The sequence below is a fragment of the Kribbella sp. WER1 genome (assembly GCF_054189145.1).
The window spans coordinates 4,183,196-4,195,280 of the sequence record NZ_CM135186.1; the positions used below are offsets into that span (position 1 = coordinate 4,183,196).

At 69.5% G+C, this 12,085-nt stretch carries 12 protein-coding genes and 2 pseudogenes; 4 read left to right on the forward strand and 10 right to left on the reverse strand.

All coding sequences use genetic code 11. From position 1 onward, the window contains the following. Positions 1 to 68: 68 nt before the first annotated feature. The 8 genes and pseudogenes from ACXJJ3_RS20060 to ACXJJ3_RS20095 all read right to left on the reverse strand — a co-directional run bounded on the left by ACXJJ3_RS20060 (position 69) and on the right by ACXJJ3_RS20095 (position 6,276). Positions 69 to 701: a hypothetical protein gene (locus ACXJJ3_RS20060; protein ID WP_458171734.1), complete on the reverse strand. Its 633-nt coding sequence runs from the start codon at positions 699 to 701 to the stop codon at positions 69 to 71. A gap of 2 nt (positions 702 to 703) precedes the next feature. Further along, positions 704 to 1,348: a DUF5063 domain-containing protein gene (locus ACXJJ3_RS20065; RefSeq protein WP_458171735.1), complete on the reverse strand. Its 645-nt coding sequence runs from the start codon at positions 1,346 to 1,348 to the stop codon at positions 704 to 706. After that, positions 1,341 to 1,940, reverse strand: coding sequence for a recombination mediator RecR (gene recR, locus ACXJJ3_RS20070; protein ID WP_355700982.1), 600 nt, complete (start codon positions 1,938 to 1,940; stop codon positions 1,341 to 1,343). Before recR ends, ACXJJ3_RS20065 begins: the two co-directional genes overlap by 8 nt. A gap of 1 nt (position 1,941) precedes the next feature. Then, a complete protein-coding gene (locus ACXJJ3_RS20075) occupies positions 1,942 to 2,592 on the reverse strand; it encodes a YbaB/EbfC family nucleoid-associated protein (protein ID WP_458171736.1) in 651 nt (216 codons plus the stop codon). A gap of 249 nt (positions 2,593 to 2,841) precedes the next feature. After that, complete coding sequence (locus ACXJJ3_RS20080) at positions 2,842 to 3,174, reverse strand: hypothetical protein (RefSeq protein WP_458172035.1); 333 nt, start codon at positions 3,172 to 3,174, stop codon at positions 2,842 to 2,844. A gap of 62 nt (positions 3,175 to 3,236) precedes the next feature. Next, the gene (locus tag ACXJJ3_RS20085) at positions 3,237 to 3,401 is read right to left on the reverse strand and encodes a hypothetical protein (protein WP_458172037.1); all 165 of its coding nucleotides are present in this window, start codon (positions 3,399 to 3,401) and stop codon (positions 3,237 to 3,239) included. Positions 3,402 to 4,314: 913 nt separating this feature from the next. Next, a pseudogene (locus tag ACXJJ3_RS20090) lies at positions 4,315 to 5,937 on the reverse strand (DNA polymerase III subunit gamma and tau); the annotation flags it as partial. A 9-nt stretch (positions 5,938 to 5,946) separates the two neighbouring features. Continuing rightward, positions 5,947 to 6,276 (reverse strand): hypothetical protein, encoded by a 330-nt coding sequence (locus ACXJJ3_RS20095; protein ID WP_458171737.1) that lies wholly within the window; start codon positions 6,274 to 6,276, stop codon positions 5,947 to 5,949. Between the two features lie 50 nt (positions 6,277 to 6,326). On the opposite strand from ACXJJ3_RS20095, the pseudogene ACXJJ3_RS20100 reads away from it, so the two are divergent. Next, a pseudogene (locus ACXJJ3_RS20100) lies at positions 6,327 to 7,572 on the forward strand (IS256 family transposase). A gap of 769 nt (positions 7,573 to 8,341) precedes the next feature. Next, on the forward strand, positions 8,342 to 9,157 hold the full coding sequence (locus ACXJJ3_RS20105) for a nucleotidyltransferase domain-containing protein (RefSeq protein ID WP_458171738.1): 816 nt from the start codon (positions 8,342 to 8,344) through the stop codon (positions 9,155 to 9,157). Positions 9,158 to 9,166: 9 nt separating this feature from the next. On the opposite strand, the gene ACXJJ3_RS20110 is transcribed toward ACXJJ3_RS20105, so the two are convergent. Together ACXJJ3_RS20110 and ACXJJ3_RS20115 are read right to left on the reverse strand one after the other, a co-directional pair. Continuing rightward, positions 9,167 to 9,349, reverse strand: coding sequence for a hypothetical protein (locus ACXJJ3_RS20110; RefSeq protein WP_458171739.1), 183 nt, complete (start codon positions 9,347 to 9,349; stop codon positions 9,167 to 9,169). Between the two features lie 67 nt (positions 9,350 to 9,416). Further along, on the reverse strand, positions 9,417 to 11,045 hold the full coding sequence (locus ACXJJ3_RS20115; RefSeq protein ID WP_458171740.1) for a long-chain fatty acid--CoA ligase: 1,629 nt from the start codon (positions 11,043 to 11,045) through the stop codon (positions 9,417 to 9,419). 154 nt (positions 11,046 to 11,199) lie between these two features. Here ACXJJ3_RS20115 and ACXJJ3_RS20120 point away from each other — a divergent pair, with 154 nt between their 5' ends. Together ACXJJ3_RS20120 and ACXJJ3_RS20125 are read left to right on the forward strand one after the other, a co-directional pair. Beyond that, the gene (locus tag ACXJJ3_RS20120; RefSeq protein ID WP_458171741.1) at positions 11,200 to 11,676 is read left to right on the forward strand and encodes a MarR family winged helix-turn-helix transcriptional regulator; all 477 of its coding nucleotides are present in this window, start codon (positions 11,200 to 11,202) and stop codon (positions 11,674 to 11,676) included. A 2-nt stretch (positions 11,677 to 11,678) separates the two neighbouring features. Then, the gene (locus tag ACXJJ3_RS20125; RefSeq protein WP_458171742.1) at positions 11,679 to 12,083 is read left to right on the forward strand and encodes an SRPBCC family protein; all 405 of its coding nucleotides are present in this window, start codon (positions 11,679 to 11,681) and stop codon (positions 12,081 to 12,083) included. The last annotated feature ends 2 nt before the right edge of the window (positions 12,084 to 12,085 follow it).

Consider the following 12,085-nt stretch of genomic DNA (forward strand, 5'->3'; position numbering starts at 1 on the left):
GCGAGGAGGTGCCCGGCGAGGTGCCGCGCCGGGTGCCCCGCAGTAGGCGTGGGATGAGGAGACACGCCCTAGCTCCGCGGGTAGCCGATTTCGGCGATGTCGTCGGTGAGGTCTGCGAGGCGACGTTGGCGGTTGAGGGACGTGACGACGTACTCCGTCAACGGCATCAGCGCGTACACGTGCCGGATCGCCTCGAGATCCAGCGCCACCTCGTAGTACTCCTCCGCGAACGTCAGGTACGCCTCGGGCCGGCCGTCCGCGATCAGCCCGAACAGCCCGTCCGCCCCGTCCGCGCCACCGTCGACCGGTCCACACCGCCACGCCGTGTCGTCCGTCGTACGCCAGAAACACACCGTCGCCCGCGGAACCCCGTCGTCGCAGAACGCCTTCTCGTCGCGCTGCTCGTGGAACACCTCCGGCACACCGTCGACCAGCCCGCGCCGGTCCCCGCGCGCAGCCGGCGACTCGTGGTCGAACCCGTACCCGAACACCCCGTCCGGCGAGAACACGATCGAGTACTCGTTCCCGGACCCGTCCCGCATCAACGCGGCTTCTTCGGTCGCGGACCAGCGCGCGTCGAACTCGTAGTACCGCGTCTGCTGGTCCTCGTTCAGCACCACATCGAGAACGGCGAGCGCCCGGCTCACGCGCCGGACGACCGCCGGCTCGGGCAACCGCCGGACCAGCTCGAGAACAGACACGACTACCGGCGCTGAACGGCTTCCTCGGCGACCTCGACGAGCTCCCGGTCGGTGGCCTCGGTCTCCGCGTCGTGCGCCGGCTCCAGGCGATCGTGGGCGATCAGCGACTGGATGGCCCGCAGTACGGCGCTCGCGGCCGCGCCCCACGTGGAGACGTACGAGAACTGCCACCACCACAGGGCCTCGACAACCCGGCCGTCCTCGTAGTGCGCGAGGCCGTGCACCAGGTCGGTCGCGATCGCGGTCAGGTCGTCGGAGAGCCGGTTCACGGTGATCTCCGGCGGCGCGGCGTACGGGTCGAAGACCTCGGCGTACTCGTCCAGGCCTTCGAACAGCACCGCGAGCCGGTCCCGCATCGCGTCCAGGTCCGGGTCCGGGCCGGCATCGCTCTCGAAACGCTCCTCCGGAACGAAGTCCTCGAACGCGCCCAGCCGGCCGCCGGCCAGCAGCAACTGGCTCACCTCGAGCAGCAGGTACGGCAGCGAGGCGAGGCCCTCGTCGACCCCGTCCTCGTCCGGCTGCGCCGCGATGTCGCGCACCGAGATCAGGAAGCTCCGGACCTGGTCGGCGATCTGCTCGGCGAACTCGGTCAGGTCCTCGTTGTCGGTGGCCAGTGCCCGTGCCGCAATATCTGTTGGTTCAGTCATCGATCGATCGTCGCCCTTCAAACGCCCGTCCGAGTGTGACCTCGTCGGCATACTCGAGGTCACCGCCTACAGGAAGTCCACTAGCCAATCGGGTGACGCGCAAGCCCATGGGCCGCAGCAGGCGGCTCAGGTACGTCGCGGTCGCCTCCCCCTCCAGGTTCGGGTCGGTGGCCAGGATGATCTCGGTCACCTCACCGCTGGCCAGCCGTTGCATGAGCTCCTTGATGCGCAGCTCGTCCGGCCCGATGCCCTCGATCGGCGAGATCGCGCCGCCGAGCACGTGGTACCGGCCACGGAACTCGCGGGTGCGCTCGATCGCCACCACGTCCTTGGCCTCTTCGACCACGCAGATCAGGCTCAGGTCGCGGCGCGGGTCCCGGCAGATCCGGCACTGCACATCCTCCGCGACGTTGCCGCAGATCTCGCAGAACTTGACCTTCTCCTTCACCTGCACCAGCACATGCGCGAGCCGCCGTACGTCGGTCTCGTCCGCCGCGAGCAGGTGGAACGCGATCCGCTGCGCGGACTTCGGCCCCACACCGGGCAACCGCCCCAGCTCGTCGATGAGATCCTGAACGGCCCCCTCGTACACGTCAGCCCGGGTTCTGACCGGACTCGCCGGCCGCGCTCCCCGGGTTCACGAACCCGACTCCACCAGCACCCTGCGCGCCACCCGGCTGCTGTGCTCCCGCACCGTCCCGCCCGGCGCCGCTCGCCTGCTGCCCGCCGCCCGGCTGCTCGCCTTCCGGCTGAGTGTCCGGCCGCGCGGCGACCTGCCCGCTCTCGCCGGTGGTCTCGTCGCCCGCAGCTCCGCCACCCTGCTCGACCGCCGGAGTCGTCGCACCCGGCAACCCGAACCCGGCCGGCGCCGACGGCGCTCCGCCACCGAACCCAGGAATGCCCCCGCCGTCGCCACCGAACGCCCCACCCAGCCCACCGGCCAGCGGTCCCATCGCGGCGGCCGCGGCCTGCTTCGCGTTCTCCGAGGCGTCCCGGACCGCGGCGACGACCAGATCGGCCAGCGTCTCGATGTCGTCCGGGTCGACGGCCTCCTTCTTGATGTCCAGGCTGAGCAGCTCACCCGTACCGGACACCAGAGCGGTCACCAGTCCACCACCGGCCGACCCCTCGATCTCCTGACCTTCCAGGTCGGCCTGCGCCTCCATCAACTGGTTCTGCATCGCCTGCGCCTGCGCGAGCAGGTTGGACATGTCGAAGCCCCCAGCACCGCCACCGTCGAACACTGCGATCTCCTCGTCCGAACCGCTTCCTTGACCCCGGCCCTCAACACTCCGACAGCCGGAGCCTCAACACTAGCCGGTCGCCCTAACAACGCCCGCCGACGCCCGGAAACCACCCGTTGTCCCCACACTTATCCACAACCTTGTGGACATCTTTATCCACAGACCTGCGGATTGTGTGGATATTCACCGCGCCGCCGCCGCGATTCCTGTGGACGAACCTGTTGGCCACCAAGGGGCCCCCAGGTGAACTCAGTTCGGCTCTTCGGTGATGATCTGGGCCCCGAGCGTGTCCCGCAACAGGTCGGTATGCGACCGCGAGTCCTCCTCGAGCACCACATCGTCCTCCCCGATCGAGTCCGCCTCTTCCTCCGGCGTCAACGGCACATCCGGAACCGCCGCAGCCGCCGCCTGCCGAGCCTGCTCAGCAGCCACCGCCGCCTCCGCAGCCCGCCGCTTACTGGCAGCCTGCTCCCGCCGATCCGCACCCGCCGTCTGCTGCCCACCCTGCTGCGCGGCCCCCGACTCCCAAGGATCCTCAGGCGGTACGTCGTACTCAGAATCCGGCGGCTCCTCCAAAGCCACCGCCCCGCTCCACTCCCCCGACCGCCCCCCACCGTCGACGCCCCCACCAGCAGAAGCCCCACCTACCTGAGCCCCACCCCCAACCCCCCCGCCCTGCCCACCAGCGCCACCAGCACCACCGCCGGCAGCACCGCCGGCAGCACCAACCGCCGCCCCACCACCAGCGCCCCCACCACCAGATCCGCCGGCACCAGAGCCACCCACGCCAGAACCACCCGCAGCCCCACCCACGGCCGATCCACCAGCCCCCGGCCGACCAACTACTGCCCGCTCAGCCGCCGAGCCACCACCCCCCGAACCACCTACACCGACTCCACCCACACCAGTCCCCGCAGCACCGGGCCCACCAGCACCAGCCCCACCACCCTCAGCCCCACCAGCAGCCGGCCCACCACCAACCGAGCCGCCCCCACCAGGCCCACCTACACCCGCCCCACCTACGCCACCAACACCCGGCGCACCCCCTGCCCCACCAACCGAACCACCAGCACCACCAGGCCCACCCGCCTGCGGCCCAGGACGCCCAACCGACCCGCCACCCCCACCAGCCCCCGGATCAGTCGACGGATCCACAACAGCCTCAACCCGCCGGTTGACCCCGATCGTGTCGATCATCGCCTGCCGCAAAATCTCATCACTGCCAGACCGCGCAAAACTCTCGCGAGCCCCCGCATTCACCAACCCAAGCGTCAAAGTCTGCTCATCAATAGCAATCACCTGAGCGTTCTGACTCAACATGATCCAAGCGAACCGCCGCTTAGCCTTGACAGCCTCCAACACCTCAGGCCACAAGCGCCGAACATCCCCCAACCCCACACTCCCCGCCCCCGGCCCCCCAACCCCAGGACCAGCCACGCCACCCGCAGCACCACCCACCGCAGATGCACCTCCTGCAGCCCCACCCGCCGCAGACGAACCGGCAGCGGACGCACTCGCGCCAGGAGCACCACCCCCCACCGCAGCAACACTGCCGCCAGCACCCGCCGCAGAATCACCACCGCCCACGGGAGCACTTCCGCCCACCGGCCCGCTGCCACCCGCGGACCCACCAGCAGCTCCCCCGTGCCCACCAGAAGCACCCTCTACTTCATCACCCCAGGCACCAGTCCGAGCCCCACCCGAGCCACCTCCCCCAGGCCCACCAGCAGAAGCCCCAGCCACTGCCGCACCCGCTGACCCGCCGGCCGCAGCCACATCAGCGTGCGGCGCCGCCGCCACAGCCCCTCCGCCACCTCCCGCGCTACCGCCCGCGGAAACGCCCCCGCCATCGCCCGCAACACCAGCCGCAGAAGCAGCACCCGGAGCGGCGTCGCCCGCAGCCGAACCCCCACCAGACGACGGCCGGCTGCCAGCACTCGCGGCAGCTCTGGCCGCAGCTCGGCTGGAGGCAGCATCCGCCGCCGTACCCGCGCCTCCTGCCGCACCACCAGCTCCCACACCAGGTGCACCCGCGACGCCCACGCCCGGCGCACCCGTACCGCCAGCTCCAGCGCCCGGCCCACCAGCGGATCCGGGACCCGCCGTACCCGCCGCTCCTGCGACCGGCGCCATCGTGCCCGGCGCTCCTCCAGCGCCCGCCCCATCCCCAGGCACTCCAATAGCGAGCCGGCGCTCCATCCGGTCCAGCCGTGCCTGAATACCGTTCGTGGAGTCATCCGCCCCAGGCAGCAGCACCTTCGCGCAGATCAGCTCCAGCTGAAGCCGCGGCGCCGTAGCCCCCCGCATCTCCAACAACCCAGCCGCAACAATGTCAGCCGCCCGAGTAAGCTCCGCCGGCCCGATCCCCGCGGCCTGAGTCTGCAGCCGCTCCCCCTGATCCTCAGCAGCCTCGATCAACCCAGACATCACCGCGGTCGGCACCGCGGAAAGCACGACCAGATCCCGCAACCGCCGCAACAGATCCTCAGCGAACCGCTTCGGATCCTGCCCAGTCTCAATAACCTTCTCAACAGTCTCGAACACCGCCGCACTGTCATGCGCCGCGAACCCGTCCACACACGCATCGAGCAGCGAATCCGGCGTGAACCCGAGCAGCGCAACCGCCAGCTCGTACGTCACACCCTCAGGCCCAGCCCCACCGATCAACTGATCGAGAACGCTCAACGAATCCCGCACCGACCCAGCCCCAGCCCGTACGACCAGCGGCAACGCGGCCGCCTCGATCGACACGCCCTCGGCCTCGCACAACGTCGCCATGTAGTCGGCCAGCGCCTTCGGCGGCACCAACCGGAACGGGTAGTGATGCGTACGCGACCGAATCGTCCCGATCACCTTGTCGGGCTCGGTCGTCGCAAAGATGAACTTGAGGTGCGGCGGCGGCTCCTCGACCAGCTTCAGCAGGGCGTTGAAGCCCTGCGTGGTCACCATGTGCGCCTCGTCGATGATGTAGATCTTGTAGCGACTCTCGACCGGCGCGAAGAACGCCCGCTCCCGCAGGTCACGCGCGTCGTCCACACCACCGTGCGAGGCGGCGTCGATCTCGATCACGTCGATACTGCCGGGCCCGCCGCGCGCGAGGTCGGTGCAGGACTTGCACACCCCGCACGGCTCGGCGATCGGGCCCTTCTCGCAGTTGATCGCGCGAGCGAGGATCCGCGCACTGGTGGTTTTTCCACAGCCGCGAGGTCCGGAGAACAGGTAGGCATGATTCACCCGGTTGTTGCTCAACGCGTTCCGCAGCGGCGCGGTGACATGGTCCTGCCCGATCACCTCCGCGAACGTTTCCGGGCGGTACCGGCGATACAAGGCAAGGGGCGCTTCCACGCCGCAACCCTAGCGCCGCCCCCAGACATTTCCCCGCCCCACACCCGCCACGCCCTCGCCCTCGCCCTCGCCCTCGCCCTCGCCCTCGCCCTCGCCCTCGCCCTCGCCCTCGCCCACGCCCACGCCCTCGCCCTCGCCCACAGCAGTACACGCCCCACCCACCAGCTGTAACAGCCCACCCGCGACCCGGACCCCGCACCACCCACCCACAAACCACACGACCGTCCGCCCGCCGCGCCCACCAACCACCACCCGGGTGGGGAGGTGTGGCGCAGTTGCGTCCAGCAGAGTGGTGTACGGCGAGATCCCGGTGGGTCGCGGGAACGTGAACGCGGTCATCGGGTGATCCTTCGAGTGATCTCTCACAACCGACTCGAAGAAGGAAACCGATGACCGCTGGGCCAAGTATCGACCCTGCCGAGTTCTTGCACGAGCATCTCGAGCAGGCCAGTCCGGATCTGTTGCGTGAGTTGATGGAAGGGTTCATCAACACGTTGCTGTCCGCGGATGCCGACAGCGTGTGCGGCGCCTCCTACGGGGTTCGTGACCCGGGCAGGGTGAACTCGCGCAACGGATATCGCCACCGCGAGCTCGACACCCGGGTCGGGACGTTGGATGTCGCGGTCCCGAAGCTGCGTGAGGGTTCGTACTTCCCGGACTGGCTGCTGGAGCGGCGCCGGCGCGCCGAGGCGGCACTGACCAGTGTGGTGGCGACGTGTTATCTGCTCGGGGTGTCGACGCGGCGGATGGACCGGCTGGTGCAGTCGCTGGGCGTCACCGGGCTCTCGCGGTCGCAGGTGTCGGTGATGGCCCGGGATCTCGACGAGCTGGTCCGGGATTTCCGGGAACGGCCGCTGGACGAGGGCCCGTACACGTTCCTGGCCGCTGACGCGTTGACGATGAAGGTCCGCGAGGGTGGGCGGGTGATCAAGATCGCGGTCATGGTCGCCACCGGCGTGAACGTCGACGGGTTCCGCGAGATCCTCGGCGTCGCCACCTCCACGGCCGAGTCCGGAGCCGGCTGGAACAGCTTCTTCAAAGACCTCGTCGCCCGCGGCCTGAACGGCGTCGCGTTAGTGACCTCCGACGCGCACGCCGGGCTGGTCGACGCGATCGGCGCCAACCTGCCCGGCGCGTCCTGGCAACGCTGCCGCACCCACTACACCGCCAACCTGATGGCCACCTGTCCCAAACACGCCTGGGGCGGGGTGAAGGCGATGCTGCACCCTCAATGACTCGGTGTTCGACCAGATCGACGCCGCAGCCGTGCACACGCAGTACGACAAACTCCTCGACCAGGTCGAGCAGACCCTGCCCGACGTACATGCGCACCTCGACGCGGCCCGGGACGAGATCCTCGCGTTCACGACGTTCCCCAAGGACGTGTGGCGGCAGATCTGGTCGAACAACCCCAACGAACGCCTCAACCGCGAAATCCGCCGCCGCACCGACGTCGTCGGCATCTTCCCCGACCGGCCCTCGATCATCCGCCTCGTCGGCGCCGTCCTGGCCGAACAACACGACGAATGGGCCGACGGACGCCGCTACCTCGGCCTCGACTCACTCCACCGCAGCCGGCTCACCCTCATCACCAACACCGAGGAGAACGCCACCACCGGCGCGATCAGCGCCTAACCAGCCAACGACGAAGGACCAAACGTCGTACACCACCTCATAGGACTTGACCAGGTGGCGCACGAGTTGGCAAGTGGTGCACGTGCGGTGAGCGAGCACCTGGGGTGCATCCGCGGGTGAGGTGCGCGCACACGGGGCGGCGCGCGCGGGGCGCGCACGTAGAGCGGGCGCGTATGCCGGGGGCGCGCACGGGCGGGGCGCGCGCGTGGGGGTGGGGCGCGCGTGGGGTGGGGCGCGCGTGGGGTGGCGCGCGCGTGGGGTGGCGCGCGCGTGGGGTGGCGCGCGCGTGGGGTGGCGCGCGCGTGGAGCGCGCACGCGGAGCGGGCGCGTATGCCGGGGTGGGCGTGGTCGTGCGGGAGTGGGGGTACGCACGTGGGGCGGGCGAGCGGGAGGCGCGCGCGTTGGTGGGTGCGCACGGGGCTGAGCGCGCACGTGCGGCGGATGCGAACGTGGGGTGCGCGCGTGGGGCGGCGCACGCGTGCGGGGGAGGCTAGTGAGGGTTGCACGCGTGTTAGGTGCGCGTGGGTGGGGTGGCGCACGTATGGGTTGCGTGCGCGTGGGGCGGCGTGCGTGCGTGCTTGGGCGCGGGCTGGAGGTGGCGGACGTGTGGGAGGTACGTGCGGGATGGGAGGTGCGCGCGCGGTTGGCGCGGGGTGGGAGGAGCGCGCGGGTGGGAGGAGCGCGCGGGTGGGCGCGGGGGTGGGTGCGCGCGTGGGGGTGCGCGTCGGTGGTGGGGTGGGTGGGCTTGGGGGCGCCTAGGGTGGGTTGGGTGACGGCTGGGGATGAGCGGCAGCGGGGTGTGATCGAGCGGGCGGCGGAGGTTTTGCCGGCGGATGGGCGGGTGCTGGGGGTTTACCTGATCGGCAGTTACGGCACCGGTGCGGCCGATCGATTCAGCGACGTCGACGTACATCTGGTGATCGCGGACGACAGCGTCGACTGGTTCACCGAGCACTGGGACGACGTACTGCGCGATCTCACCGGGCCGACCGTGCTCGCGGACCGGCTGCCGGGACTGATCGGAGGGCTCGGGATTACCCCGGACTGGCTGCATGTCGACCTGATCGCGCATCCGCTGGCCAAGTTCGATCGGTTCCAGTACGACGGGGTGAAGGTGCTGTTCGACCGGGACGGAACATTGTTCCCGGAGGGCGACATCGAGCCCAAGGGCGGCCGCCCCGACGAGCCGTATTGGCCGTCCGGCGCCGTGAATCTCTTCTTCTACTTTCTCGGCAACCTGGTCACGGTGCTCGGGCGGGACGAGCGGGTCGTCGCGAACCAGGGCGTCGGCGCGGCCCGCGACCAACTGATCGCGCTGATGCTCGCCGAACGCGGCGTCCGCCGGACCAGCGGAGCGAAGCGCCTCAACGCCCTACTCTCCGACGAGCAGCGCGCCGCCCTCGAGGCCATCCCGGCGGCGGGCACCAACCCGTCCGACATCATCGCGGCGAACCAGTACATGTGTCGCGACTTCATCGCCCGCGGCACCGCACTGGCCGAGCTCACCGCCAGCCCCTGGCCGGCCGAGTTCGTCGACGCGACGCTCAAGCACGTCCGCAATCACTTCGGCGTCGACTTCGCCTGACCCGCCGCGCTACTCCGGCGGAGTCGTACTGCCGTCAGCTTCGTCGCGCTTCGGCAAGTGTTCGGCAGCTTTCTGACCGGCTGGGCCGAGCTTGTTCAGGACCTTGCGTACGCCGCCCACCACCGCGTCGCCGACCGGGTTGTCGTTGTTGTCGTCCGGGTCGCCGATCGCACCGCTCGAGCTGGAATCCATCGGTCCTCCTCGGATTGGTTGCCGCAGGCACGGATGCTGACGGCAACCAACCTACGCCCGCCGAGTATCACTTCAGGTGGTAGTTGGCGAACCGCGTCCGAAGGTCCTTCTTCGAGAACTTGCCGACCGATGTCTTCGGGACCTCGTCGATGAACTCGACCGCGTCCGGCAACCACCACTTCGCGACCAGCGGCCGGAGGTAGTCGAGGATCTCCTCACCGGTCACGGTCACGCCCTCCTGTACGACGATGCAGGCCAACGGCCGCTCGTCCCACTTCGGATGCGGTACGCCGATGACCGCAGCCTCCTTCACCGCGGGATGCGCCATCAAGAGGTTCTCCAGCTCGACGGAGCTGATCCACTCGCCGCCGGACTTCACCAGGTCCTTGGTCCGGTCAACGATCCGCACCGACCCGTATGCGTCGATCGCCGCGACGTCGCCGGTCTTCATCCAGCCGTCCTCGGTGTTCAGCTGCACGCCGTCGTCGGGCCGGTAGTACTCCGCGGCGATCCAGGGACCGCGGACCTGCAGCTCGCCGGTGGCCTCGTCGTCCCAGGGCAGCGGCGTGACCGACCCGGGCTCGACGATCCGTACTTCGACACCCGGCAGCGGCAGCCCGGCCCGGGCGCGCAGGTGCGCCTGCTCCTCCTCGGGAAGGTCCTTGTTCCGCGCGGGCACGTGGGACGCGGTCGCGACCGGGCTCGTCTCGGTCATCCCCCACGCCTGCAGGATCGGCCGGCCGAGCTTCTTCCGGAACGCCTCGGACAGCGCCTCCGGTACGGCGGACCCGCCGCACGGGATCCGTCGCAGCTTCGGCAACTCGACCCCGTCCAGCAGTGGCAACAGCCCCTGCCAGATCGTCGGTACGCCGGCTGACAGCGTCACCTCCTGCTCCACCAGCAGCTTGAGGATCCCCTGCGGACTCATGTCCGGCCCCGGGAACACCAGCGACGCGCCGGCCATCGGCGCCGCGTGCGCGAGACCCCAGGCGTTCGCGTGGAACATCGGCACCACCGGCATCACGGTGTCGGTCTCGGCGAGCCCGATCCCGGCGTTGGTCAGTACGCCGATCGAGTGCAGCCAGGTGGAGCGATGCGAATACACCACGCCCTTCGGGTTGCCGGTCGTACCGCTCGTGTAACACATCGCAGCGGCCTGGTTCTCGTCCTCGACGTGGAACTCCACCGGTGACGCGGCGGCCAGCAGCTCCTCGTAGTCGTGGAACCGCGGGTCGTCAGGGATCTCCACCGCGGAGGGAGCACCGGCCGGCAGGTCGTCCATCACGACGACATGCCGCAGCTGCGGCATCCGCTCGAGCAACGGCAGAAACAACCCGAGCAACGAGCGGTCGACGAACACGACCTCGTCCTCGGCGTGATTCGCGATGTACACGACCTGGTCGGGGAAGAGTCTGATGTTCAGCGTGTGCAGCACCCGCCCGGTGCACGGCGCCGCGAAGTACAGCTCGAGGTGGCGCCCCGAGTTCCACGCGAACGTCGCGACGCGGCCGTCGGCGCTGATCCCGAGCGTGTCCAGTACTCCACCCAGGCGTCTGCTCCGGTCGGCCCACTCGCCGTACGTCAGCTTGGTCGGCGCCGGACCGCCCGTGTAGACGGTCTTGTCCGGGTAGAACTGCTCGGCCCGGCGGAAGATCGTGTCCAGCGACAGCTGGTAACTCTGCATCAGACCCTTCATGAAGACACTGTGCCAGCCGCGGCATGCCCTTGACCATGACCTCAACCGGACTTTCTCCGGAACTCATCCGGAACTGGAGCCGCAGGCAACAACAAACCGGCGACACTCTTGGCCGATAGATGACACGACATACGTGTCGTGTAATATGTCGGTCATGAAGGTTGTCGAGGAGTTTCGCTATCTCGTGCTGGTGATTCAGCGTGAGGGCAATCGGCTGCTCGCCGCCGAGTTGCGCCCGCTGGGCATCACGCCTTCACAGGCAGAGGTTCTGCGGGTGCTCCGCGACCACGGGCCGATGACGCTGAATGCGCTCGGCGGGTTACTGGTCTGCGAGACCGGCAACAGCCCGAGCCGGCTCGTCGATCGTTTGGTCGCCCAAGGACTGGTGAAACGCGGCATCGACCAGGTCGACCGGCGCTACCTCACGCTCAGCCTGACACCGCAGGGCCGGGCGCTGCACCGCCGGATCGTCACCGCGGAGAACCGGCTGCATCGCACCATGCACGACCGTCTCGCCGGCCAGGCGCTCGACGAGACCATCACCACGCTCCGCTCGCTCGCCGACGCCTTCCCGACCGGGGCCGCCCTGGCCCGCCGCCGGGGTCCCGAACTCGCCCATCAGGAGAACTAGTCATGGAAAAGGCCACCGAGACCATCCACGCCGGCCAGGCGGCGATCCGGCAGGTGCTGCTGGACGCCCTCGGCCTGCCGGAGTGGAACGAGGCGTTCCTCGCCATCGAGGGCCCCCGCGAGACCAATCCAGGCACTCGGTACGCGCTGCGCGTCCGGCCCGGGTTCACGGGCGACCTGCAGTACACGGTCGTCGAGGCCGACCGGGTCGAGATCGTCTGGCAGGTCCCGGGCTTCCGCGAGGTCGGCACCTGGACGATCGGCGACGACAGCCGGGTCACCCACACGTTCGAGCAGTCCGGGCCGCTCGCGACCGTCCTGCGCCCGGCATACCGGAACATCGCCACCATCCGGCTGGCCCGCCTCGCGAACCGCATCCGTCAGGTGCAGCTGGCACACACCGCCTGAGA